The sequence below is a fragment of the Pseudomonas sp. I8001 genome, assembly GCF_013385345.1.
Lineage (GTDB): Bacteria > Pseudomonadota > Gammaproteobacteria > Pseudomonadales > Pseudomonadaceae > Aquipseudomonas.
In genome coordinates, this window is record NZ_JACAQC010000062.1 from 1 (window position 1) to 24,958 (window position 24,958).

Sequence of the window (24,958 nt, forward strand, 5' to 3'; positions counted from 1 at the left end):
CCGGAGTGAGGGAACACCGAGCACTAGCGAGGTGCCGACAGGCGGGGCAGAGCCCTTTGCTTACTTTGGGGCTTTTCCAAAGTGAGTCGCTGTAAGAGCGAAACCATAAGTAGCCGTTACCTAAAAAACGGATATACACACAACAGCCACGTAAAGATTCCGTATAGATTCCCCCCCAGCCGTAACGTTTAAGTCGTCTCTATTGAGCAACTAATCCCCCCTCCACTACTGTGACCTCCACCCCAATAACCCCCGCAGGAAGTCATCGTGGAAAGTTCAACGTTAGGCATGATCGTCCTCTCAATGATCGCCCTGTTCGGCGCCGCCGCGTTTTGCTTCGAACAACTCGCCACCCGCGAATCAAAGAAAAAGAAAGCCAAATAAGCTGATCATCAAAAGCAGCAAAACCCCAGTGCTTCAAGGGATACCCCGCCCCCGGGTTATCCCTTTTTTCCGTTCGCCCACCCCACCGCCCTCTATACACCGTCTTAATGCCCAAACCCGCAATCAGTGCCCGAACTTGATACCCAACCTCTTAACCTCCCCGCGTCCGCAATCGCGGCTTATTAATCAGGGGAGTTCCACCGTGCTCACACTCAAGTTCATCTATATCGCCAGCGGCCTATGCGCCGTCGGGCTGTTCGCTTATCTGGGCTACGCCCTCATTCGCGCCGAAAAGTTCTAGGGAGCCCCACCATGTACGACATGATTTTTGTAGGCCTCTCCCTGGTGTTTTTCGCCGCGACAACCATGGCCATTGTCGCCATGGGCAAGATTTGAACGGAGCCTCGACATGCTAAGCACTTTGCTGGAATTTGCGCTGGTCCTGGGGTTGATGACCGGGCTCGCCGTGCTGATGGGCAAGTGGCTGACCCGGGTGTTTACCGGAACCCGCCACGCCCTGCCGGAACGTTATACCTATCGCTTGCTGGGCATCGACCCGCTGGAAACCATGAGCTGGGCCCGCTACGGTTCGGCCCTGTTGCTGTCGAACGCCGCGATGATGCTGCTCGGCTATCTCATCCTGCGGTTACAGGCCGTCATGCCGATCAACCCACTCGGGCTGGCCGCGCAAACCCCGGACCTGGCGTTCAATACCGCCGCTTCCTTTATCACCAACACCAACTGGCAGGCGTACTCGGGCGAAACCAGCCTGTCGAACTTCAGCCAGATGGCAGTAATCACCTTCCTGATGTTCGTCGGCGCCACCTCGGGCGTGGTCGCCGCAGCCGGTTTTATCCGTGGACTGAGTCGCTCAAGCTCGGCGGATATCGGCAACTTCTGGGTCGACTTCACCCGCACCCTGTACCGCGTGATGCTGCCGCTGTGCGTGGGCATGGCTCTGGTGTATGTGTGGCAAGGCATGCCGCAGACCTTTTCCTCCCAAGCCCTGGCCACCACCCTGGAAGGCGCGCAGCAACAACTGATTGTCGGCGCCGTGGCGAGCTTTGAATCGATCAAGCATATCGGCACCAACGGCGGCGGCTTCTTCAGCATGAACGCCGCGCACCCGTTCGAAAACCCGACGCCGCTGACCAACGCCCTGCACATCCTCAGCATGTTGCTGATCCCGTCGGCGCTGACCTACACCTTCGGCAGCATGCTGCTCCAACGCCGTCAGGGCTGGGTGTTTTTCGGCACCTTCCTGGTGATGTTCTTAGGCTTTCTCGCTCTGGTGTATGGCGCCGAGCAAAACGGCAACCCGCTGCTGACCCAGGCCGGTGCCAACCAGACGCTGTCCATCGAGCAAAGCGGCGGCAATATGGAAGGCAAGGAGTTGCGTTTCGGCATCGCCGACAGCAGCCTGTTTATCGCCACCACCACCGCGGCCACCACCGGCTCGGTCAACGCGATGCATGACTCATTGACCCCCATGGGCGGCTTCGTGCCCCTGGCGCAGATGATGCTCAACTGCGTGTTCGGCGGCGACGGCGTGGGCTTTATCAACCTGATCCAGTACGCGCTGCTGACGGTGTTCCTGGTGGGCATGATGATCGGCCGCAGCCCGGAATTCCTCGGCAAGAAGATCGAGGCTCGGGAGATGAAACTGGTGATGCTCTCGGTGCTCGCGCACCCCATCAGCATCCTCGGGTTCACCGCCCTCGCCGCGCTGTGGCCCGACACCATGGCCAGCCTGAATAACCTCGGCCCCCACGGTTTCAGCGAGGTGCTCTACGCCTACACCTCGGGCACCGCCAACAACGGTTCGGCGTTCGCCGGGCTGAACGCCAACACGCCGTTCTTCAACACCACCATTGGCCTGGCGATGCTGGTCGGGCGCTTCTTCACCATGCTGCCGATGCTCGCCGTGGCCGGTTCCCTGGCGATGAAAAAGACCGTGCCTGCCGGCGCCGGCACCATCCCCACCGCAACCCCGCTGTTCATGGTGCTGGTGGTGTTTGTGGTGCTGGTGGTGGGCGGCCTGACTTTCCTGCCGGCGCTCGCGCTCGGTCCGCTGGTGGAGCAACTGCAGTTGCTGTCCGGCCAGACGTACAACTAAGGACACGTTGATGACGACTCAATCGATATTCAAAGGGCTGTTGCGCCCGGTGCTGGTTTCGGCAGTGTTTTTCATGGCGCTGACCGGCCTCGCCTACCCGGTCTTCACCACCTTTGCCGCGCAGTTGCTGTTCCCGTTCCAGGCCCAGGGCTCGCTGATTGAACGCGACGGATTGGTGATCGGCTCGGCGTTGATCGGCCAGGACTTTACCAGGCCCGGCTACTTCCACGGCCGCCCGAGCATGACCCTCGGTACCGACCCGCAAGACCCGAGCAAAAGTGTCTCCCAGCCGTACAACGCCGGTTCCAGCGGCGCCAGCAACCTGGGCCCTACCAGCCAGAAACTGGTGGACCAGGTCGCGGCCCGGGTCAAAGCCTACCGCCAGGACAACGGCCTCGCCGCCGAGGCCCAGGTGCCGGTGGATGCGGTCACCGCTTCCGCCTCCGGCCTGGACCCGCATATCTCCGTGGCCAACGCACGCATCCAGCTGGCCCGGGTCGCCCGCCTGCGACAGATCCCCGAAGCCGAACTGCTGCAACTGGTGAACGAAAACACCGCGGAACGCACCCTGGGTTTGCTCGGCGAACCACGGGTCAATGTGCTGCAACTCAACCTCGCGCTGGACGCCCGCCTGCCTCTGCGCCAGCCCCCCATTGCGGCCAGTGAGTAAGAGATTCCCCCATGATCAAGAATGCTCGTTTACCTCTGTTTGATCGCGCCATCGTGCTCACCGCCTGCGGGGATGCGTTCAAGAAACTGCTGCCCCAGGCGCAATGGAAAAACCCGGTGATGTTCGTCGTGTACCTGGGCAGCATCCTCACCACGCTGCTGTGGTTCCAGTCCCTGGGTGGCCAGGGTGAAGCGCCCAGCGGCTTTATCCTCAGCATCTGTTTGTGGCTGTGGTTTACCGTGCTGTTCGCCAACTTTGCCGAGGCCCTGGCCGAAGGCCGCAGCCGTGCCCAGGCCGCCAGCCTGCGCGGGATGAAGCGCCAGACCCTGGCCAAGTTGCTGCAACAACCCAAACACGGCGCCGCGTGGCTGCCGACCGAAGCCACGCTGTTGCGCAAAGACCAGGTGGTGTTGATCGAAGCCGGCGACCTGGTGCCGCTGGACGGCGTGGTGATCGAAGGAGTGGCCTCGGTGGACGAAAGCGCAATCACCGGCGAATCGGCACCGGTGATTCGCGAGGCCGGCGGCGACTTTTCCTCGGTCACCGGCGGCACGCGGGTGCTGTCGGACTGGCTGGTGGTGCGCATCAGCGTCAACCCGGGCGAGTCGTTCCTCGACCGCATGATCTCGATGGTCGAATCCGCCAAGCGCCAGAAGACCCCCAACGAAGTCGCCCTGACAATTTTGCTGGTGGGCCTGACCCTGTTGTTCCTGCTGGTGATCGCGACGCTGAGCCCGTACTCGATCTTTGCCGTGGCCATGAGTGGCAGTGGCAACGTGATCAGCGCCACGGTGCTGGTGGCGTTGCTGGTGTGCCTGATTCCCACCACCATCGGCGGCCTGCTCTCGGCCATCGGCGTGGCGGGCATGAGCCGCATGATGTCGGCGAATGTGATCGCCACTTCCGGCCGCGCCGTTGAGGCGGCGGGTGACATCGACGTGTTGCTGTTGGACAAGACCGGCACCATCACGTTGGGCAATCGCCAGGCCAGCAGTTTCCTGCCGGCACCGGGGGTCAAGGAAGCTGAACTGGCCGACGCGGCGCAACTGGCGTCCCTGGCCGACGAAACCCCGGAAGGCCGCAGCATCGTGGTGCTGGCCAAGCAGAAGTTCGACATCCGCGCGCGGGACATCAATGCCCTCGGCGCAAGCTTTGTGCACTTCACTGCACAGACCCGCATGAGCGGCGTCGACCTGCCGGAAGGCCGTGGTATTCGCAAGGGCGCGGCGGATGCGATCCGCAGTCATATCGAAGCGTTGGGCGGGAGTTTTCCGGCAGCCTTGCAGGCCAAGGTCGACGAAGTATCGCGACGCGGCAGCACCCCGCTGGTGGTCTCGGACGGGGCGAAAGCACTCGGCGTGGTAGAGCTCAAGGACGTGGTCAAGGGCGGCATCAAGGAGCGCTTCGCCGAACTGCGGCGCATGGGCATCAAGACCGTGATGATCACCGGCGACAACCGCCTGACCGCCGCCGCGATTGCGGTGGAAGCCGGCGTGGATGACTTCCTCGCCGAGGCGCGCCCGGAAGACAAGCTGCAACTGATCCGCGACTACCAGGCCCAGGGCAAGCTTGTGGCCATGACCGGCGACGGCACCAACGACGCCCCGGCGCTGGCCCAGGCCGACGTGGCGGTGGCGATGAACAGCGGCACCCAGGCAGCGAAAGAGGCCGGCAACATGGTCGACCTCGACAGCAACCCGACCAAGCTGATCGAAGTGGTCGAGGTGGGCAAGCAGATGCTGATGACCCGTGGTGCGCTCACCACCTTCAGCGTGGCGAATGACGTGGCGAAATATTTCGCGATCATCCCGGCGGCGTTTGTCGCGACCTATCCGCAACTCGGTGCGTTGAACGTGATGCACCTGAGCAGTCCCAACTCGGCGATCCTCAGTGCGGTGATTTTCAACGCGTTGATCATCGTGGCGCTGATTCCGTTGGCCCTGCGCGGCGTGACGTACCGGGCGATTGGCGCGGCGGCATTGCTCAATCGCAACCTGCTGATCTATGGCCTGGGCGGGGTGCTGGTGCCGTTTGCCGGGATCAAGCTGATTGACCTGGTGCTGACCGGGCTGGGTCTCGTGTAGCACCGCAAACCCAATGTGGGAGCGGGCTTGCTCGCGAATACGGAGTGTCAGCCAACTCGACTGTCACTGACACACCGCTTTCGCGAGCAAGCCCGCTCCCACCATTGAACCGCATTGACCAGGAATGACATGCCCGCATTAAACGAAGAACGCCCCGACCCCGACGCCCTTCTCGCCCGGGTCCAGCAGGAAGAACAGGCCGCCTTGCGCGGCAAATTGCGTATCTACTTCGGCTCCAACGCCGGTGTGGGCAAGACCTGCGCCATGCTTGACGCGGCGCAACGGGAAGTCAGCCTGGGCCGCGACGTACTCGCCGGTGTGGTGGAAACCCACGGCCGCCAGGAAACCGCCAACCTGCTCAACGGCCTCGAACAACTGCCCCGCGCCCACCGCCTGCATCACGATTTCACCCTCACCGAATTCGACCTCGACGCCGCCCTGCAACGCCATCCCGCCGTGCTGCTGGTGGATGAACTGGCCCACAGCAACGTGCCGGGCTCGCGCCACCCGAAACGCTGGCAAGACGTGGAAGAACTGCTCAGCGCCGGCATCGACGTTTGGACCACCCTCAACGTCCAGCACCTGGAAAGCCTTAACGATCTGGTGAGTGGGATCATCGGCATTCGCGTGCGGGAAACCGTACCGGACCACGTGTTCGACAATGCCCACGAAGTGGTCGTCGTGGACCTGCCGCCGGATGATCTGCTGCAACGCTTGAAGGACGGCAAGGTGTACCTGGGCCCTCAGGCCGAACGTGCGTCGCGGCACTTTTTCCGCAAGGGCAACCTGCTCGCCCTGCGGGAACTGGCCCTGCGCCGCACGGCCGACCGGGTCGACACGCAGATGCGCGTGTACCGTCGCGAACAGTCAATCAAGACCCTGTGGCCCGCCCGCGAGCGATTGCTGGTAGGCGTGGCCGGTGACGCCGGTGATGAACGCCTGGTGCGAGAAGCCGCGCGCCTGGCGCAAAAGCTCGAGGCGGACTGGATCGTGGTGCACGTCACGGCAGCCCAGGGCCGCGGCGCCAAGCGTTATCTCACAGCAATGAAAACCCTGGCCCTGGCCAGCGAATTCGGCGCCGACACCGCGACATTGCCGGGCATGGACGTCGCCGAAGCACTGGCCGCCTGTGCCCGGGAACACAACGCCAATCGCCTGGTGCTCGGCCATCACCCGCGCCGGGCATGGCGGTTCTGGCATCAGTCGGTGAGCGACCGGATCAGCCGGCACCATCCGCAGATCGACCAGATCGTGATCGCCCATGGCCTGCTGCCGGGCACCGCGCCAGTCATTGAAAAAACCGCACCCGCCCCCGGCCGGACCCTCGCCTACCTCTGGGCCACTCTGGCCTGTTTCACCGCCAGCGCCATCGCCGCGCTGCTGCTGCAGGTGTTCGACCTGGCCAACGTGGTGATGCTGTTCCTGCTCACGGTGGTGCTGGTGGCCCTGCGGTTTGGACGCGGCCCCGGCGTGTGGGCAGCGATGCTCGCGGTGCTGTGTTTCGACTTCTTTTTCGTCCAGCCGCGCTACTCGTTTACCGTCAACGACACCCAGTATTTCTTCACCTTCGCGTTGATGCTCGGCATCGCCCTGATCACCGGGCAGCTCACCGCACGCCTGCGCCACGAAGCGCGCACCGCCGCCGCTCGAGAACGCCGCGCCACGTCCCTGGCGCGTCTGGCCCGGGACCTGTCGGCCGCGTTGACCGTGGAGCAGATCAGCGAAGTGGCGCTGCGCACTTTCAGCGGCGTGTTCGAGGCACGGGTCGGCCTGGCCTTGCCGGACGCCGCCGACGGCGTGCACAGCGTGGGCGCAGGTGGGCTGCCGATCGACGACAGCATCGCCCAATGGACCTACGACCACGGCCAGTCCGCCGGCCAGGGCACCGACACCTTGTCCGCCGCCAAGGGCTGCTACCTGCCGCTCAAGGCGCCGATGCGCGTGCGCGGTGTGCTGGTGCTGGAACTGGCGCAAAGCGAACGCCTCAACGAGCCCGAAGAGCGCCGCCTGCTGGAAGCCTGCATGAGCCAATTGGCGATTGCCTTGGAGCGCGTGCACTTCGTCGAAGTGGCGCAAAGCACGATGGTGCAGATGGAAGGCGAGAAAATGCGCAACACCTTGCTCGCGGCGATTTCCCACGACCTGCGCACCCCCCTGACCACACTGATCGGCGCCGCCGACACCGCCCTGCCCCATGCGCCGCCGGGGCCGCTGACCGCGTTGCTGCACGGTATTCATGAGCAGGCGACTTCGATGCAACGCTTGATCGAAAACTTGCTGGACATGGCCCGCATGCAGGAGCGCGGTGTGCGACTCAACCGGCAATGGCATTTGCTGGAAGAGATCGTCGGCAGCGCCCTGCGCCAGTTGCGTGAACCACTGGCCCGGCATGTGGTGAACACGACGCTGGACCCGCAATTACCGCTGGTGGAAGTCGACGCGCTGCTGATCGAACGGGTGCTGGTCAACCTGCTGGACAACGCCGCCAAATACACCCCGCCTGGCACGGTCATCACCGTCACCGCCCGTTCCGTTTCCGACAGCATCCTGCTGGAGGTCAGCGACACCGGCCCGGGCAGCGCGCCGGCCAATCTGTTCGAACCGTTTGCCCGTGGCCAGCAGGAATCCTCGGTCGCCGGAATCGGCTTGGGGCTGGCCCTGGCCAAACGCATCGTCGAAGCCCACGGCGGGCGCATCGAAGCCAAACCCGGCCGCGAGTGCGGCATGCATTTCGTCATCACTTTACCGGCGGGTACTCCGCCCCCAATGGACGCCCTATGAGCACTGCACGCATTCTGATTGTTGAAGACGAGGCCAACATCCGCCGTTTTGTCGGCATCGCCCTGCAGGATGAGGGCTTCCAGGTGTTCGAGGCCGACAGCGTCAAACGCGCGTTGATCCACGCTTCCAGCCGTCAGCCGGACCTGGTGATCGTCGACCTGGGCCTGCCGGACGGCGACGGCAAACAGCTGATCAGCGAGCTGCGGGGATGGCTGGCGGTGCCGATCCTGGTGTTGTCGGCACGGGATCGCGAAGAGGAAAAAGTCGCCGCCCTGGACGCCGGCGCCGATGACTACCTGACCAAACCCTTCGGCGTACCCGAGTTGCTCGCGCGCATCCGTGCGCAACTGCGTCGTCATGGGCAGACCGGCACCGTGGCGGCCACCAGCAAGGTGGCGTTTGGCGATATCGAGGTGGACCTGGCGACCCATGAAGTGTGGCGCCAAGGCCTTCCGGTGCACCTGACGCCCATCGAATACCGCCTGCTGTGCGCGATGATTCGCGGGCAGAGCCGGGTGCTGACCCATCGGCAATTATTGCTCGAGGTGTGGGGCCTGGATTACGTGGACCGCGCCCACTACCTGCGGGTGCACATGGCGCACCTGCGGCAGAAGCTGGAGGCGGACCCGGCCCAGCCGCAGTACTTCATCACCGAGTTGCAGGTGGGCTACCGACTGGTGGGCTTGTGAACAGGTGCGCGGCGGCGAAGTCGACAAACACGCGAATTTTCGGCGAGAGGTGCCGGCTGGATGGCCACAGGGCCCAGAACTGGCCCTGGTCATCGGAATGGCCGTCGAGCACGGTTTCCAGCTGGCCCTGGGCGAGGGCTTCGCGTGCCAGGAAGTCCGGCACGTAGGCAATCCCATGGCCGTCCATCGCGGCCCGGAGCATGGCCTCCATGTTGTTCAGGGTCAGCGCGGTGGGCAGGCGCAATTGGGTGATGGCCGGGTTGGCGGACAAGGTCCAGTCCATGATTTTGCCGGTGGTGGCGAAGCGGTAACGCAAGCACGGGTGATGCTCCAAATCGCTCAGGGACTCTGGCCGGCCGTTGGCCCGTAGGTACTCGGGTGATGCGCACAGCACAAACCTGAACGGTCCCAGTTTGCGGGCCATCAGGGTCGAGTCCGCCAGACCGCCGCTGCGGATGACCACGTCGAAGCCCTCCTCGATCACATCCACCAGATGGTCGTTGAAATCCAGCTCCAGTTCGATCTCGGGGTAGGCTTTGCGGAACGCCCTCATGTGCGGAAAGAGAAAGCGATAACCGATGGTGGGCAGGCTGACCCGCAGTTTGCCCCGGGGTGCCTGCATCGCATGGGAAAGCATGGCGCGGGCGTCTTGCAGGTCGTCGAGAATCTTCCGACTGCGCTCGTAGAACAATTGGCCTTCGGCGGTGAGGCTGACCTTGCGCGTACTGCGGTGCAACAGCCGCACATTCAGTGACGCCTCAAGCTTGGCGACATTCTTGCCCACCGCCGAAGCGGAAATCCCCATCGCCCGGGCCGCGCCGGTGAAGCTCAGGGCCTCTGCCGTTTTCACGAAGGCGATCACGCCGCTCAAGTTATCGGTCACGTCATTGCATCCATCCAGTCCGTTATGAACGGAATGTAAGCCCATTTATCCGTGATTGCATCCTGATTAGAGTCTTTTAATCTTCAAACTCGCGGGAATGCCCCTATGAACACGACAACCGAATCTGCGCCCGCCCATGGCCGATATTCCATCCTGGCGGCCATTTGCCTGGCCGCCCTGGTATTGCCCATGAGCTTTACCGGCGGCGCCGTCGCCACGCCCTTTATCGGCCAGGCATTTGCCGCCCAGCCCAGCCAACTGGCGTGGATCACCAACGCGTTCATGCTGAGTTTCGGCAGCCTGTTGATGGCCGCCGGCACCCTAGCCGACCTGTATGGGAGAAAGCGTCTTTTCTTGTGGGGCATGGCGCTGTTTACCGTGGTCTCCTTGCTGCTGGCAGTGGCACCGGGGATTTTCTGGCTGGATGTGTTGCGTGGCGTGCAGGGCGTCGCGGCGGCTACGGCATTGGCCAGTGGCTGTGCGGCGCTGGCCCAGGAGTTCGACGGGCACGCCCGTACCCGCGCCTTCAGCTTGCTGGGCACCACATTCGGTGCAGGCCTGGCGTTTGGGCCATTGCTGTCGGGGGTGCTGATCGAGCACTGGGGCTGGCGCTCGATTTTTCTCGGCACTGCATTATTGGCCGGTATTTCGCTGCTGTTTGCCGCGCCCAAAATGCGTGAAAGCCGCGACCCGCAAGCGCTGCGGCTGGACACCGCTGGTGTACTGACGTTTTCCGCGATGCTGGTGGCCCTGACCACGGCGGTGATCCTCGCGCCGGAGCACGGCTGGACGTCGCCGCTGGTTGATGCCCTGATGATCGCGGCGGCGGTGTTTTTGCTGGTGTTTGTCCTCGTCGAAAACCGCTCAAGCCAACCGATGCTGGAGCTGCGGCTGTTTCGCTTCCCGCGTTTTATAGGCGTGCAGCTCCTGCCGATCGGTACCTGCTACTGCTACATCGTGCTGATCGTGTTGCTGCCCCTGCGGTTTATCGGTGTGGAAGGCGCCAGCGCGCTGGACGCGGGTTTGATGATGCTCGCGTTATCGGCACCGATGCTGGTGGTGCCGATGATCGCCGCATCGCTGACCCGCTGGCTCTCAGCAGGACTGTTGTGTGCCATTGGCTTGCTGATCGCGGCGGTGGGCCTGTGGGGATTAAGCCTGGCCAACCAGCCTGCGCAGACCATCGCCGCAATGCTGGTCATCGGGATCGGCACCGGGCTGCCGTGGGGTTTGATGGATGGTTTGGCGATCAGCGTGGTGCCCAAGGAGCGTGCGGGAATGGCGGCGGGGATTTTCAACACCACCCGCGTGGCCAGTGAAGGCGTGGCGCTGGCGATCACGATGACAGTATTGGGCGCATTGGTGGCACATCACCTGAAGGGTCTCGCAGGGGCCGACGTGTCAGTGATTGCCCAAGGCCTGGTCATGGGCAACGTGCAACTGGCCTCGGCCGCCCTTCCGCTGGAAGCACTGCGCAGCGCCTACATCGCGGGGTTCAACACATTGCTCCAACTACTGGCCGGTTTCACGCTGGTCACGGCCTTGGTGGTCTTGGTGTTTTTACGGCGCCAGGATGCGCTGGATGGAAGCAATACGAAGAAAATGGAAGAATGCGCGCATGACTATTCCAAAAAAATGGCGTGACCAATTCCCTGACGCACTCATCGAGCCACAGACCATTGGCGAGTCGGGAGCCGACGTCTTCCGCCTGCGCTGCGGCAACGGTGAAGACCTGTTCCTGAAATCCGAGCCCATCGGCCCCCTCGCCGAGTTGCCCGACGAGATCGAGCGGCTGCGCTGGCTCCGGCAATCGAACTTGCCTGGGCCTGCCGTGCTGGATGTGCTCACGGAACACCATCGCCACTGGCTGCTGATGAGCGCCGTCCCGGGGCAGGATCTGGCCAGCGCCAGCGACTTGTCTGCGCCGCAGGTGATCCGCCTGGTGGCGAGCGCACTGCGCAGCCTGCACAAGGTGCCGATTGCACAGTGCCCGTTCGACCACTCGCTGGAACACCGTATTGCGGCCGCCGGTAATCGCGTGAACGCAGGGCTGGTTGACGAGACCGACTTCGACGATCAACGCCTGGGCCGAACCGCCACGGATGTATTCGCCGAACTGCTGTCGACGCGCCCCGCCGCCCATGACCTGGTCGTGACCCACGGCGATGCCTGCCTGCCAAACTTCATGGCTGAGGGCGATCACTTCAGTGGTTTCATCGACTGTGGTGGCCTGGGGGTCAGTGACCGTTATCAGGACCTGGCACTCGCGGCCCGCAGCATCGAGCGCAATCTCGGAGTGGCCTGGGTGGCGCCGTTCTTCGAGCAGTACGGCGTCGCACCCGATCAGCAGCGCATCGCGTTCTACTGCTTGCTGGACGAGTTCTTCTAAACCCAAACCCCAGACAGCAAAAAGCCCGCTCAATGAGCGGGCTTCCTGTGGTACCTGGCGTTCAGCGTTCCAGGTGACCTGAATATGGCGCAGCGGACGGGACTCGAACCCGCGACCCCCGGCGTGACAGGCCGGTATTCTAACCGACTGAACTACCGCTGCGCGTAACACATAAAGCGAATGGTGGGTGATGACGGGATCGAACCGCCGACATTCTGCTTGTAAGGCAGACGCTCTCCCAGCTGAGCTAATCACCCTTCACTTTCGGTGTGGGGCGCATTCTATAGCATTTTTCCGTAATGTCATGATTTAAATGCAATTTATTTAAAATATTTTGTCTTCGACCCCGCGCACCCCGCAAAACCGGCGCTTTGGGTGCAAACGCGAGTCTATTGCGTTTGCCCAAGCCTTGGCCCCACAATTAACAATTATTCTCAATAACACCTGGGCCGGGTCTTATGTCTGTGGGTGAACCGCCGTTCCAACGGGAGATTACCGAGCTGTACAGCGAGCATCACGGCTGGCTGTTCACTTGGTTGCGCCGAAAACTGGGCTGTACCCATAACGCCGCCGACGTGGCGCAGGACACCTTCGCGCGGATTCTGCACGCCCGCGAGTCGGTGACCGCCATCCGCGAACCCCGCGCCTATTTAAGTACCACCGCCAGGCGGCTGATCATCGACCAGGCCCGGCGCAAGCAGATTGAGCACGCCTACCTTCAGGAATTGATGCTGACGGTGGAAACCCTGGAAGGTTTCCAGTCGCCCGAACAGATCCACACCACCCTGGAAGCCCTCGAGCACATCGCCTTCATGCTGGAAGGCATGCACGACAATATGCGCCAGGCGTTTGTGCTGTATTACCTCGAAGACCTGACCCAGCAGCAAATCGCCCGACAACTGAAGCTGTCGGAACGTACGGTACGCAAATACCTGATCCAGGCCCTGCTGCATTGCAGCCACAGCGTGGACATCTGAGCCGCGCATGCCCGACTCTCGCCAACAGATCGATGAACAAGCCGCCGAATGGATGATTCGCCTGCACGAAGGTGAATTGACCGAGGCCCAGCGCCAGGCGTTCGAGCGCTGGAAGCAGCAAGGCCCGCAACACGCCGCATCAGCAGCGCGCATGGAAGATGTGATTGCGCGGATGCAGGCCCTGCGCGGGCAAAAGGCACCGGCCCGGGCGGCCTTGAGTGCGGCCTTTCCCCGGCATGGGAAGGCGCGCAAAAACTACGTCCGCGCGTTGGTACTGGCCTGCAGCCTGGGCCTTCCCGCCATGGCGCTGCTCTACAGTCCTTATCCACAACAATGGATGGCCGATGTGCACAACGGCCCCGGCGAATGGAAAACCCTGCGGCTGGCGGACGGCTCGACGCTGACCCTGAACGGCATCAGTGCGGCGAATCTGCATTTCGACAGCCGGCAGCGCCGCATCGAATTGCTGCAAGGCGAGATCCTGGTGGAAGTGGCCCACGATGGCGAACGGCCATTTGTGGTGCAGACCGCCCAAGGCACCCTGCGCGCCCTGGGTACGCGATTTGTGGTCAGGCGCGAGGATGACGTTACGGTGCTGAGCATGCTCGAATCCCGCGTTGCCGCCCAAAGCGCGAATGGCCAGCAGACGCTGGAAGTGGACGCCGGCTCACAGGCGCGACTCAGCAAAGATGCCGTGCGCCTCTCCGGCAGCATCGATACGGCGAGCATCAATGGGGCCTGGCGCCGCCATCAACTGGTGGTGGATAACCGACCGTTGCCGGAAGTGCTGGATGAGATCGCCCGTCACCGTTCGGGCCGCTTGCAGTTTGATCGCGCCGCACTGGCCAGTCTCAAGGTCTCGGCCGTACTTCCCCTGGATAACACCGACCGCACCTTGCAGATGCTGGCTCAAACCCTGCCGATCACGCTGAAAACCTTTACCCCATGGCTGATAATTGTCAGCCCGGATACCGAGAGCAAAAAATAATTATTCGCATTGCTTCCGCTTTTTTTCGGGTTGCCCGTCAAGGAAGGTATACCGATGACTAAAGGACTGCCCTCACCATGCCCTTCCCTTCCAAGCCTCGCAGACGCCTGCTGAGCAGCGCGCCGCTGACCCTCACACTGCTCGCGACGACGCTGCTCAATACCCATCTGGCCCAGGCCGACACGGTAGCCGTTGCGGCCCAAGCCTACGACATACCTGCCGGGCCGCTGGGCGCCACACTCAACCAGTTCGCCCAGCAAGCGGGCGTGGCTATCGTGTTCCAGTCCCAGAACCTGCAGGGGCTCGCGGGCCCGGGACTCAAAGGCACTTATAGCGTGGAGGTTGGGTTTGAAAAGCTGCTGCGTGGCAGTGGTTATCGGGCAGTCAAAGGTGATCAGGTCTACGCACTGGAAGCCAACCCTACCCCCACCGGCGCCGTGGAGCTGGGGGCGACGCAGATCAGCGCCAACCAACTCGGCACCATTACCGAAGGCTCCGGCTCTTACACCCCCGGCACCATCGCCACCGCTACCCGCCTGGTGCTGACGCCACGGGAAACTCCGCAATCGATCTCGGTGGTCACCCGCCAGGCCATGGATGACTTTGGCCTCAACTCCATCGACGACGTGATGCGCCATACCCCGGGCATCACCGTGGCAACGTATGACAGCGACCGTACCAGCTATTACTCCCGCGGCTTCGCGATTCGCAACTTCCAGTACGACGGTATTCCTATCCTGCAAGACCCGCAGTATTCGTCCGGCCATACCCTCACCGACATGGTGATCTATGACCGGGTAGAAATCCTCAAGGGCGCCACTGGCCTGCTCACTGGCGCCGGTGGCCCTGGTGGCACCATCAATATGATCCGCAAGAAACCTACCCAGGAATTCAAGGGCCATATCGACCTTGGCGCCGGTTCCTGGGACAACTACCGATCGGAAGTTGACGTCAGCGGTCCCTTGACCGAAACCGGGAACATCCGCGGCCGAGCCGTGGCGGCCCATCAAGACAAACAGTCCTTCATGGACCATTACCAACGCAAAACCAGCGTCTACTACGGCATCCTGGAGGCGGACCTGTCGCCGGATACCCTGCTGACCGTGGGCGCGGACTATCAGGATAATGACCCCAAAGGCTCAAGCTGGACCGGCAGTGCCTCGCTGTATGACGAATCCGGCAATCGCATTGGCTCCAAGCGCTCATTCAACAACGGGCCACGGTGGAGCAGTTGGCAGCAGTACACGCGCACCGCCTTTGCCACCCTTGAACACAGCTTCGAAAATGGCTGGGTCGCCAAAGGTCAGTACAACCATCAAATCAACGGTTACAACGCCCCCCTGGGTTTCGTGAGCCCAGGTTTGCCCTCAGTGCTGGCGCGCAAATACACAGGTGAAACCGTCAGCGACAGCGCCGACCTTTACACCTCTGGCCCCTTCGACCTGTTTGGCCGAGAACACCAGTTGGTGGTCGGCACCTCGGTTTCCCGCTCCCACTGGAAAGGCAAGGACTACACCAACGCCAGCCTGCCCAACAATAACTTCGACTATTACAACTGGAACGGCGACATCCCGAAGCCGGACTGGGGCGAAGTCACCAACAAAAACGATGAAATCACCCGCCAGACCGGCAGCTACATGACCGCTCGCTTCAGCCTCACGGACGATCTTTCGCTGCTGCTGGGCACGCGCGTTGCAGACTTCCAGGTCACCGGCACCAGTGATACGAAAAAAAGCGGCAAGGTCTTGCCTTATGCAGGCCTGGTATACGACCTGAACGACAACGTGTCGGCCTACGCCAGTTACACGGAAATTTTCCTGCCGCAGTCGTTCAACCGTGATCGCAACAACAAATTGCTGGAGCCGGATGAAGGCAAGAACTATGAAGTGGGGCTCAAAGGTGAATTCTTCGAAGGGCGCCTGAATTCCAGCATCGCCTACTTCGAGGTTCACGAAAAAAACCGCCCCGAGGAAGATACGGAGTACAACGCCAATCCAACCAACCCCGCTCGCGACTACGCCTATAAGCCGATCACTTCGAAAACCAAGGGTTATGAGGCGGAAATCTCTGGCGAGCTGACACCCGGCTGGCAGTTGCAGGCAGGCTACACCCACAAGATTGCCCGTGATGAAAGCGGCAAGAAGGTATCGACCTGGGAGCCGGAAGATCAGGTCAATGTCTATACCAGCTACAAGCTGACCGGCAGCCTCGACAAACTCACCCTCGGCGGCGGCGCGCGTTGGCAGGGTCAAGGCTGGCAGGTACTGAGCAACTGGGCCAAGGGCGGCGCTCAAGAAAAGTTTGCCCAGGATCCCTACTGGCTGGTGGACCTGATGGCCCGCTATCAGATCACCGACAGCGTGTCGGCGACCGTCAACGTCAACAACGTGTTCGACAAGTCGTATTACACCAACATCGGCTTCTACAACTCGTCGTACTATGGCGACCCTCGCAACGTAATGGTCAGTACCCGCTGGGATTTCTAAACCCAATAAAAAACGCCCCCGATCACTGCACATGATCGGGGGCGTTTTTTAGACCGGCGGTTTTAGCAAACCCCAGACAGCAAAAAGCCCGCTCAATGAGCGGGCTTCCTGTGGTACCTGGCGTTCAGCGTTCCAGGTGACCGAATATGGCGCAGCGGACGGGACTCGAACCCGCGACCCCCGGCGTGACAGGCCGGTATTCTAACCGACTGAACTACCGCTGCGCGTAACACATAAAGCGAATGGTGGGTGATGACGGGATCGAACCGCCGACATTCTGCTTGTAAGGCAGACGCTCTCCCAGCTGAGCTAATCACCCTTCACTTTCGGTGTGGCGCGCATTCTACGGAGCGACCCATAGTCTGGCAAGCACTTTCTTAAATAATTTTTTTCAGGCCTTCCAATGGCTTAGCGAGGGTTGGCCTATGACGCCATGAGGAGAATAATGCCCCCCTTTGTATATAAGGAGAGACTCACCCCATGTGGTTCAAAAACCTGCTTATCTATCGCCTGACCCAAGATCTGCCTGTTGATGCCGAGGCGTTGGAAACTGCACTGGCCACCAAACTGGCGCGCCCTTGTGCAAGCCAGGAATTGACCACTTACGGTTTCGTCGCCCCTTTCGGTAAAGGCGAAGACGCGCCACTGGTGCACGTCAGCGGTGATTTCCTGCTGATCGCTGCGCGCAAGGAAGAACGTATCCTGCCGGGTAGCGTGGTGCGTGATGCGGTGAAGGAAAAGGTCGAAGAGATCGAAGCCGAGCAAATGCGCAAGGTCTACAAAAAGGAACGCGACCAGATCAAGGATGAAATCATCCAGGCCTTCCTGCCGCGCGCGTTCATCCGTCGCTCGTCGACCTTCGCCGCCATCGCGCCGAAACAAGGCCTGATCCTGGTGAACTCCGCCAGCCCGAAACGTGCCGAAGACCTGCTGTCCACCCTGCGTGAAGTGATCGGCACCCTGCCGGTACGTCCGCTGACCGTGAAAACCGCGCCAACCGCCATCATGACCGACTGGGTCACCACCCAGAAACCGGCCGATGACTTCTTCGTCCTCGACGAATGCGAACTGCGCGACACCCACGAAGACGGCGGCATCGTGCGCTGCAAACGCCAGGACCTGACCGGCGAAGAGATCCAGCTGCACCTGACCACCGGCAAAGTCGTGACCCAGTTGTCCCTGGCTTGGCAGGACAAGCTGTCCTTCATGCTGGACGACAAAATGACCGTCAAGCGCCTGAAGTTCGAAGACCTGCTGCAGGATCAGGCGGAACAGGACGGCGGCGACGAAGCACTGGGCCAGCAGGACGCCAGCTTTACCCTGATGATGCTGACGTTTGGCGACTTCCTGCCGGCGTTGGTTGAGGCACTGGGTGGCGAAGAGACCCCACAAGGTATCTAAAGCCTTGTGAAGATCAAAATGTGGGAGCGGGCTTGCTCGCGAATGCGTCCTTTCAGTTGATATCTTCCTGGCTGACACACCGCATTCGCGAGCAAGCCCGCTCCCACATTTGATCGCATGCGCACTTCCAAAATCGAATAACAAGGACCAACCCCATGCGTGCACTCGCCGCCTTGAGCCGTTTCGTCGGCAATACCTTCGCCTACTGGGTGCTGATTTTTGCCGTGGTTGCGTTCCTGCAACCCGCCTGGTTTCTCGGCCTCAAAGGCGCCATCGTGCCGCTGTTGGGCCTGGTAATGTTCGGCATGGGGCTGACCCTCAAACTTGAAGATTTCGCTGAAGTCGCGCGCCATCCGTGGCGCGTGGCATTGGGTGTGGTCGCGCATTTCGTGATCATGCCCGGCGTGGCCTGGCTGCTGTGCCAGGTCTTTCACCTGCCACCGGAAATTGCCGTCGGTGTGATCCTCGTCGGCTGCTGCCCGAGCGGCACGTCGTCCAACGTCATGACCTGGCTGGCCCGAGGCGACCTGGCCCTGTCGGTGGCCATTGCCGCCGTCACCACCCTCCTCGCTCCGCTGCTGACGCCCGCGCTGATCTGGCTGCTGGCCTCGGCCTGGTTGCCGGTGTCGTTCATGGAGTTGTTCTGGTCGATCCTGCAAGTGGTACTGCTGCCGATCGTGTTGGGCGTGGTGGCGCAGCGCTTGCTGGGCGCCCGGGTACGGCATGCGGTGGAGGTGTTGCCGCTGGTGTCGGTGGTCAGCATCGTGGCGATTGTCGCCGCCGTGGTGGCGGCCAGCCAGGCGAAGATTGCCGAGTCGGGCCTGCTGATCATGGCGGTGGTGATCCTGCATAACACCTTTGGCTTCCTGCTGGGCTATTTCACCGGCCGTGTGTTCGGGCTGCCGCTGGCACAACGCAAATCCCTGTCGCTGGAAGTGGGCATGCAGAACTCCGGCTTGGGCGCCGCACTGGCAAGTGCGCATTTCTCGCCGCTGGCGGCGGTGCCGAGTGCGCTGTTCAGCGTCTGGCACAATATTTCCGGGGCACTCCTGGCTACGTACTTCCGGCGAATGAGCGAAAAGGAAGACCGAGAGCTGCTGGCAAGCAAGTCAGAAACTTGATCACCTGATCAATATTCGGCACTCTAACGGGCTTCGCGTGGACGACCTCGCGACGCTATCGCGCGATTAATTCAGGGGACGACCCCGCCTTATAGAAGCGAGGTCATCATGTCCTGGATCATTCTGTTTTTTGCCGGACTGTTTGAAGTCGGCTGGGCCGTCGGACTGAAATACACCGACGGTTTCAGCAAGCCACTGCCCACGGCCCTGACGATTGCCGCCATGGCCGTCAGCCTCGGACTGTTGGGGCTGGCCATGAAGGAACTGCCGCTGGGTACCGCCTATGCCATCTGGACCGGAGTCGGTGCGGTGGGCACGGTGATTGCCGGGATTATCCTGTTCGGGGAGTCCATGGCGTTGTTTCGACTGGCCAGTGTGGCGTTGATTATCTGCGGGCTCATTGGCCTCAAGATCAGCGCTTAGGCACCAGATCGTTCCCACGCTCTGCGTGGGAACGCATCCTGTGACGCTCCGCGTCACGACTCTAAAAGCGGACGCAGAGCGTCCACGCCGGCATTCCCACGCAGAGCGTGGGAACGATCAACTACCTGACACTCCCGCGCAATTCCCCCACCACCCCATGCAACGCCTCTGGCGTCGCCGCCTCTACCGTCACCGGCGCGCCGGCCACCAGGGTCACTCGCGACCAGATCCGGTGGAAGAAGCCCTTGTTCGGATCGCGACTGAAAAAACTCCCCCACAACCCCTGCAACGCCATCGGAATCACCGGCACCGGCGTCTCTCCAAGAATCCGCGTCACGCCGCTTCGGAACTCGTTCATCTCGCCATCGGAGGTCAATTTTCCTTCCGGGAAGATGCACACCAGCTCGCCGTCCTTAAGGTAGTGGGCAATCCGCTGGAAGGCCTTTTCGTAGATCTGGATGTCCTCATGCCGCCCGGCAATCGGAATCGCCCCGGCAGTGCGGAAGATAAAGTTCAAAACCGGCAGGTTGTAGATCTTGTAGTACATGACAAAACGAATCGGCCGACGCACCGAACCGGCAATCAACAGCGCATCGACAAACGACACGTGATTGCACACCAGCAACGCCGCGCCCTCGTCCGGGATCAGCTCGAGGTTCTTGTGCTCGACGCGGTACATGGAATGGCTGAGCAGCCAGATCATGAAACGCATGGTGAACTCGGGCACGATCTTGAAGATGTAGGTGTTGACCGCGATGTTCAGCAGCGACACCACCAGGAACAGCTCGGGGATCGACAGCTTGGCCACGCTCAGCAGCAGGATCGAGACGATCGCCGAGACCACCATGAACAGCGCGTTGAGGATGTTGTTGGCCGCGATCACCCGCGCCCGCTCGTTCTCGGCGGTACGCGACTGGATCAACGCGTACAGCGGCACGATATAGAAGCCGCCGAATACGCCGAGGCCAAGGATATCGAACAACACCCACCACGCCTGGCCGTAACTCAGCACGGCGATCCAGTCGTTGGCCTGGACGTTCTGCGGGAAGCCGCCGGAATGCCACCACAGCAGCAGGCCGAAAACGGTCAAACCGAACGAGCCGAACGGCACCAGGCCGATCTCGACTTTGCGCCCGGAGAGCTTTTCGCACAGCATCGAACCCAGTGCGATGCCCACCGAGAACACCGTGAGGATCAGCGTTACCACCGTCTCGTCGCCGTACATCCATTCCTTGGCGTAGGCCGGGATTTGCGTCAGGTAGATCGCGCCGACAAACCAGAACCACGAGTTGCCGACAATCGAGCGCGACACCGCCGGTGTCTGCCCCAGGCCGAGCTTCAAGGTGGCCCAGGACTGACTGAAGATATTCCAGTTCAGGCGCATCTCGGGGCTGGACGCCGCCGCGCGCGGAATGCTGCGGCTGGCCAGGTAGCCCAGCACCGCAATGCCGACGATGGCCGTCGAGACCACCGGCGCGTAATGGGTGGACGACATCATGATCCCGGCGCCAATGGTGCCCGCGAGGATTGCGAGGAACGTGCCCATTTCCACCAGGCCATTGCCGCCCACCAGCTCATCTTCGTGCAGGGCCTGGGGCATGATCGAGTACTTCACCGGCCCGAACAGCGCCGAGTGCGTGCCCATGGCAAACAGCGCCAGCAGCATCAGCTCCAGGTGGTTGAACATGAAACCCACCGCGCCCACGGACATGATCACGATTTCGCCGATCTTGATCACCCGGATCAGCGCGTCCTTGTTGAACTTCTCGCCAAATTGCCCGGCCAGGGCCGAGAACAGGAAGAACGGCAGGATAAACAGCAGCGCGCAGAGATTGACCCAGATCGAGCGGTCGCCCTCGATGGTCAGCTTGTAGAGAATCGCCAGGATCAACGACTGCTTGAATATATTGTCGTTGAACGCACCAAGGGACTGGGTAATGAAGAACGGCAGGAAACGCCGCTTGCGCAGCAAAGTGAATTGCGAGGGGTGGCTCATCGTCCGTGTTCCTGCGTGGCCTGAAGGCTGTTATTGGTTTTTCCAGGCCACGACTTTACCTAATCCTGCTTACTTATTCGCTAGTCCTGCAATGCACGGCGATACAAAAAGCTCGCCTTTATAGGCGCCCTGCACCGTGCGCTTGGCGACGATCAGCCACATCAGCGCCAGCGCCGCCACCAACACGCAACCAACGATGCTGAAAAAACCCAGGTGCAAGGTGCTCGCCAGTTTCAGCGTGGCCAGCGAGTACACGCCCAACGGGAAGGTGAAGCCCCACCAGCCAAGGTTGAACGGGATACCGGCCCGCAGGTAACGCAGGGTGATCAGCACCGCGATCAGCATCCACCACAAGCCGAAGCCCCACAGGGTGATGCCTGCGACCAGGCCGATGCCGTTGGCCATCTCACCGACGCCGGGCAGACCGTTGGCGGCAAAGATGGCAGGTGCATCACCGCCCAGTACCAGCATGCCCAGGGCACCGGTGCCGATGGGACCTAGAGCCAGCCAGCTCGACGCGGCCATATTGGCGTGTGGCAGTTTATGCAGGGCCATGCGCAGCATCAGGATGGTCAGGATGCTGAACGCCACCGGCAGGGAAAACGCCCACAGCACGTAGCTGGTCACCAGCATCACCAGTTGCGAATGGGCGTCGGCCAGGTGCGGCGCCAGCAGGCCACCGCTGGCGGCGGCGACTTCCGCGGCCACCACCGGCAACAGCCACACGGCAGTCATCTGGTCGATGCTGTGTTCCTGACGGGTGAACATCATGAACGGGATCAGCACCCCGCAGGCCAGGGCCATCGCGACGTCGAGCCACCACAGCACCTCGGCCAGTTGCACCACGCCATCCCCCCAGCGCGGCACGCCGAACAGCAGGAAGCCGTTGATAATGGTCGCCAGGCCCATGGGGATGGTGCCGAAGAACATCGACACCGTGGAGTGCCCGAAAATGCGCCGGGCCTCGTGGAAAAACATCACCCAGCGCGCCGCATACAGCACGCTGAACAGCACAAACAGGCCAATGGTAAACAGCCACAGCCCTTCGGCCACGGCGTGCAGCCCCGCCAGGTTGACCGGCAATTGCGCCAGCGCCAACGCCAGCACCCCGGTGCCCATGGTGGCGGCAAACCAGTTGGGGGTGAACTGGCGAATCACTTCCCGGGGACGGGTCAGGTGACTGAAGGGTTTCAAGCTGCTGTGAAGCGTATTCGGGCAAGTCATGGTGTAGTCCTCTTCCTCGCATGAGGTTGAGACCATGGTAGAACCTAATCGAATATCTATATAACGGGTAATATCTCTAACTGTTATCTGTTTCGTAGATATGTGATTAAACGCTGCCTTCGGTTTCAATCACCAGAATCCGTGCGGGGCCCTGTGGATGGGCCACATGCTCGGTGCCGACACTGGCGTAGAAGATGTCGCCTACCTGAAGCAAGGCCATCTGTTCGCTGCCGTTTTCGCGATAGTGCATCTGCACCTGGCCATCAAGCACCACGAACACCTCTTCGCCGTCATTCACGTGCCAGCGATACGGCTGGTCGGTCCAATGCAAACGGGTGGTGATGCCGTTCATATTGGCGATGTCCAGCGCCTCCCAGGCGCGGGTGCCGGTGAATTCTTTGCTGCGGATGATCTTCATGGGTGAATCCCAAGGCGTAAGGGTGACGAATTATTACCGAATCAATTACCCGCCGTCGCCCTGCTCTTCGCCAAATCCTGCATTAGCAACGCCACCAACGCGCCGAGTGCCAATACAATCAGCACCACGCCATAACCGTCGGTGGTGGCGATCAAACCGAAGGTGCGCGTCAAGTTGCCCGCCAACAGCGACGGCACACAGAACGCCAGGTAACTCAGCACATAGAACGCCGACATCAAGCCCGCCCGCTCATGGGGCAAGGCCAACGGCAAGACGCTGCGCAGCGCACCGAGGAATCCCGAGCCAAAACCACCGCCGGCGATCAGCGTGGCAATGAAGAACAGCGGCAGGCTGGCGCTGTGGACGGCCGTGAGGATCAGCGCAACACCCACCGCCAGCAGCACGGCGCCCAACCGCAGGACTTTGTCCGCCGGGCGGTTGCGCAGGCTGAAAATCATCACCGCACCGCTCAGCGTCAACACCGCCACCAGCCCGCCGCCGATCAGGTTCGAGGTGGACCCGGTCGCCGCCCGCACCAGCGAGGGCGCCAGGGACAGATAAAAACCGCCCATGGCCCATACGGCTACGTCTACCGGCAACGAGATCCACAAGGCGCGTCGGGCCTGGGGCGGTACATGCAAGGTGGGCCATAGCGAGGCCAGGGCCCCCGGAATCCGGCTGACTGTCTCCGGCAGGCGCCAGACGTACAATGCCTGCAGGATCATCAACCCGAGCAGGGTCCAGTAAATCAACGTGGTCGGCATCGGCGCGAACTCCACCAGCAGGCTGCAGCCCATGGCCCCGCAGGCCATGCCCAGCAAAGGCGCTACGCTGTTGATCAGCGGGCCTTGCTGGCGGTCGGTGTCGAGCAATGCGGCGCCCAGTACGGCGGTGGCCATGCCGGTGGCAAAGCCTTGTACCGTGCGGGCGGCAATCAGCCAGCCGACGCTGTCGGCATTGATAAACAGCAACATCGCCAGCATATCGAGGAGCAGCGCGGCAAAAATTACCGGCTTGCGCCCCAGGTGGTCCGACAGTGAACCCACGGTCAGCAATGCAGCCAGCAGGCTCAAGGCGTAAATGCCAAATACCAGGGTCAACATCGCCGCCGAAAAGTGCAGGCCCTCTTGATAGAGGTGGTACAACGGGGTCGGCGCGCTGGAGGCGGCGAGAAACGTCAGCAAGGTGATCGCCAGAAACACCAGGCTGGAACGATGAGAAGTAACGCTGGACATGGGCACGCTCCGCTAAAGCTAATATTTTGCTTTTGCGGAGTGTGCTACTGGATGGCGCTTAAAGCAAATTCTTTGTGTTAAGGTTTTACGCATGGCGATAAAAGAAGGGCTCCGCCCGGGGGGCCGTAGTGCCCGGGTCCAGGAATCAGTGCATTCGGCGGTGCGTGAATTGCTCGAAGAGCAGGACCGTTCCAGCGTGACCGTGCCGCAGATAGCCACGCGCGCCGGAGTGACGCCTTCGACCATCTACCGGCGCTGGGGTGACTTGGCGGCGCTGCTGGCCGATGTTGCGATGGCCCGTCTGCGCCCGGACAGTGAGCCGGCTGATACCGGCAGCCTGCGCGGAGACCTGCGGGCCTGGGGTGAGCAATACCGTGATGAGATGAGCTCGGACCTTGGCCGCGAGATGATGCGTGATGTGCAATGCAGTCAGGCGCCGGGGTATTGCGTGGGGATTCTCACCGGGCAGTTGGAGACGATCCTGGATCGGTACACCGACGACGCCGGGACACTTCCCAGCGTGGATCGGCTGATCAATTTGATTGTTGCGCCCACCGTGTTTCGCAGTTTGTTTTCTACTGTGCCGTTGGAGGTTGAGGAGCTGCATGAGTTGATTGAGTTGGCTTTGCGGGGGTGAGGTGTTTTTTGGGTTTGGGTGTATATCCGTTGCTGCGGTAACGGCCACTTATGGTT

The 24,958-nt window shown here is 61.7% G+C and carries 20 protein-coding genes and 4 tRNA genes; 15 read left to right on the forward strand and 9 right to left on the reverse strand.

From position 1 onward, the window contains the following. Window positions 1–586: 586 nt before the first annotated feature. The 6 genes from kdpF to HX839_RS30550 all read left to right on the forward strand — a co-directional run bounded on the left by kdpF (window position 587) and on the right by HX839_RS30550 (window position 8,724). Complete coding sequence (kdpF, locus tag HX839_RS31970; protein ID WP_003219423.1) at window positions 587–685, forward strand: K(+)-transporting ATPase subunit F; 99 nt, start codon at window positions 587–589, stop codon at window positions 683–685. A 108-nt stretch (window positions 686–793) separates the two neighbouring features. Next, window positions 794–2,500 carry a potassium-transporting ATPase subunit KdpA gene (gene kdpA / locus HX839_RS30530; protein ID WP_003219425.1) on the forward strand — a complete coding sequence of 569 codons (1,707 nt, stop codon included), beginning with the start codon at window positions 794–796 and terminating at the stop codon, window positions 2,498–2,500. A gap of 10 nt (window positions 2,501–2,510) precedes the next feature. Beyond that, window positions 2,511–3,170, forward strand: coding sequence for a K(+)-transporting ATPase subunit C (kdpC, locus tag HX839_RS30535; RefSeq protein WP_102606161.1), 660 nt, complete (start codon window positions 2,511–2,513; stop codon window positions 3,168–3,170). 11 nt (window positions 3,171–3,181) lie between these two features. Continuing rightward, entirely contained in the window at window positions 3,182–5,254 is a 2,073-nt protein-coding gene (kdpB, locus tag HX839_RS30540) for a potassium-transporting ATPase subunit KdpB (RefSeq protein WP_177068168.1), read from the forward strand. A 129-nt stretch (window positions 5,255–5,383) separates the two neighbouring features. Further along, window positions 5,384–8,035, forward strand: a complete 2,652-nt coding sequence (locus tag HX839_RS30545) for a sensor histidine kinase KdpD (protein WP_177068169.1) — start codon at window positions 5,384–5,386, stop codon at window positions 8,033–8,035. Further along, the gene (locus tag HX839_RS30550) at window positions 8,032–8,724 is read left to right on the forward strand and encodes a response regulator (RefSeq protein WP_003219430.1); all 693 of its coding nucleotides are present in this window, start codon (window positions 8,032–8,034) and stop codon (window positions 8,722–8,724) included. Before HX839_RS30545 ends, HX839_RS30550 begins: the two co-directional genes overlap by 4 nt. On the opposite strand, the gene HX839_RS30555 is transcribed toward HX839_RS30550, so the two are convergent. Next, on the reverse strand, window positions 8,684–9,607 hold the full coding sequence (locus HX839_RS30555; protein ID WP_177055275.1) for a LysR family transcriptional regulator: 924 nt from the start codon (window positions 9,605–9,607) through the stop codon (window positions 8,684–8,686). The genes HX839_RS30550 and HX839_RS30555 overlap by 41 nt on opposite strands. 105 nt (window positions 9,608–9,712) lie before the next feature. On the opposite strand from HX839_RS30555, the gene HX839_RS30560 reads away from it, so the two are divergent. Together HX839_RS30560 and HX839_RS30565 are read left to right on the forward strand one after the other, a co-directional pair. Then, window positions 9,713–11,251 (forward strand): MFS transporter, encoded by a 1,539-nt coding sequence (locus HX839_RS30560; protein WP_256344777.1) that lies wholly within the window; start codon window positions 9,713–9,715, stop codon window positions 11,249–11,251. Next, window positions 11,226–11,996: an APH(3')-II family aminoglycoside O-phosphotransferase gene (locus HX839_RS30565; protein WP_177068170.1), complete on the forward strand. Its 771-nt coding sequence runs from the start codon at window positions 11,226–11,228 to the stop codon at window positions 11,994–11,996. Before HX839_RS30560 ends, HX839_RS30565 begins: the two co-directional genes overlap by 26 nt. Before the next feature lie 85 nt (window positions 11,997–12,081). Here the strand turns inward: HX839_RS30565 and HX839_RS30570 are convergent. Further along, window positions 12,082–12,158 (reverse strand) — tRNA-Asp (locus tag HX839_RS30570). Window positions 12,159–12,177: 19 nt separating this feature from the next. Further along, a tRNA-Val gene (locus tag HX839_RS30575) sits at window positions 12,178–12,253 on the reverse strand. Between the two features lie 201 nt (window positions 12,254–12,454). On the opposite strand from HX839_RS30575, the gene HX839_RS30580 reads away from it, so the two are divergent. The 3 genes from HX839_RS30580 (at window position 12,455) to HX839_RS30590 (ending at window position 16,447) form a co-directional block, all read left to right on the forward strand. Next, window positions 12,455–12,973, forward strand: a complete 519-nt coding sequence (locus HX839_RS30580) for a sigma-70 family RNA polymerase sigma factor (RefSeq protein WP_008430460.1) — start codon at window positions 12,455–12,457, stop codon at window positions 12,971–12,973. Window positions 12,974–12,980: 7 nt separating this feature from the next. Next, window positions 12,981–13,961, forward strand: coding sequence for a FecR family protein (locus HX839_RS30585; protein WP_177068171.1), 981 nt, complete (start codon window positions 12,981–12,983; stop codon window positions 13,959–13,961). Window positions 13,962–14,038: 77 nt separating this feature from the next. Beyond that, window positions 14,039–16,447, forward strand: coding sequence for a TonB-dependent siderophore receptor (locus HX839_RS30590; RefSeq protein ID WP_177021159.1), 2,409 nt, complete (start codon window positions 14,039–14,041; stop codon window positions 16,445–16,447). 147 nt (window positions 16,448–16,594) lie between these two features. Here HX839_RS30590 and HX839_RS30595 read toward each other — a convergent pair. Both HX839_RS30595 and HX839_RS30600 read right to left on the reverse strand, forming a co-directional pair. Further along, a tRNA-Asp gene (locus tag HX839_RS30595) sits at window positions 16,595–16,671 on the reverse strand. A gap of 19 nt (window positions 16,672–16,690) precedes the next feature. After that, window positions 16,691–16,766 (reverse strand) — tRNA-Val (locus tag HX839_RS30600). A gap of 161 nt (window positions 16,767–16,927) precedes the next feature. Between HX839_RS30600 and rdgC the strand changes: the two genes are divergently transcribed. The 3 genes from rdgC (at window position 16,928) to sugE (ending at window position 19,392) form a co-directional block, all read left to right on the forward strand. Next, window positions 16,928–17,848, forward strand: a complete 921-nt coding sequence (gene rdgC, locus HX839_RS30605; RefSeq protein ID WP_008430455.1) for a recombination-associated protein RdgC — start codon at window positions 16,928–16,930, stop codon at window positions 17,846–17,848. A 155-nt stretch (window positions 17,849–18,003) separates the two neighbouring features. Further along, window positions 18,004–18,969 carry a bile acid:sodium symporter family protein gene (locus HX839_RS30610; protein WP_177068172.1) on the forward strand — a complete coding sequence of 322 codons (966 nt, stop codon included), beginning with the start codon at window positions 18,004–18,006 and terminating at the stop codon, window positions 18,967–18,969. A gap of 108 nt (window positions 18,970–19,077) precedes the next feature. Then, on the forward strand, window positions 19,078–19,392 hold the full coding sequence (gene sugE / locus HX839_RS30615; RefSeq protein ID WP_003190128.1) for a quaternary ammonium compound efflux SMR transporter SugE: 315 nt from the start codon (window positions 19,078–19,080) through the stop codon (window positions 19,390–19,392). A 121-nt stretch (window positions 19,393–19,513) separates the two neighbouring features. Here sugE and HX839_RS30620 read toward each other — a convergent pair whose 3' ends face one another. The 4 genes from HX839_RS30620 to HX839_RS30635 all read right to left on the reverse strand — a co-directional run bounded on the left by HX839_RS30620 (window position 19,514) and on the right by HX839_RS30635 (window position 24,265). Beyond that, window positions 19,514–21,388, reverse strand: a complete 1,875-nt coding sequence (locus HX839_RS30620; RefSeq protein ID WP_003212372.1) for an MFS transporter — start codon at window positions 21,386–21,388, stop codon at window positions 19,514–19,516. A 69-nt stretch (window positions 21,389–21,457) separates the two neighbouring features. Then, on the reverse strand, window positions 21,458–22,612 hold the full coding sequence (locus HX839_RS30625; RefSeq protein ID WP_008430443.1) for a TDT family transporter: 1,155 nt from the start codon (window positions 22,610–22,612) through the stop codon (window positions 21,458–21,460). A 106-nt stretch (window positions 22,613–22,718) separates the two neighbouring features. After that, window positions 22,719–23,030 carry a cupin gene (locus tag HX839_RS30630; RefSeq protein ID WP_102606155.1) on the reverse strand — a complete coding sequence of 104 codons (312 nt, stop codon included), beginning with the start codon at window positions 23,028–23,030 and terminating at the stop codon, window positions 22,719–22,721. Between the two features lie 41 nt (window positions 23,031–23,071). Continuing rightward, window positions 23,072–24,265, reverse strand: coding sequence for an MFS transporter (locus HX839_RS30635; RefSeq protein ID WP_003212382.1), 1,194 nt, complete (start codon window positions 24,263–24,265; stop codon window positions 23,072–23,074). Window positions 24,266–24,356: 91 nt separating this feature from the next. Here HX839_RS30635 and HX839_RS30640 point away from each other — a divergent pair, with 91 nt between their 5' ends. After that, window positions 24,357–24,902, forward strand: a complete 546-nt coding sequence (locus HX839_RS30640) for a TetR/AcrR family transcriptional regulator (protein WP_032898567.1) — start codon at window positions 24,357–24,359, stop codon at window positions 24,900–24,902. The last annotated feature ends 56 nt before the right edge of the window (window positions 24,903–24,958 follow it).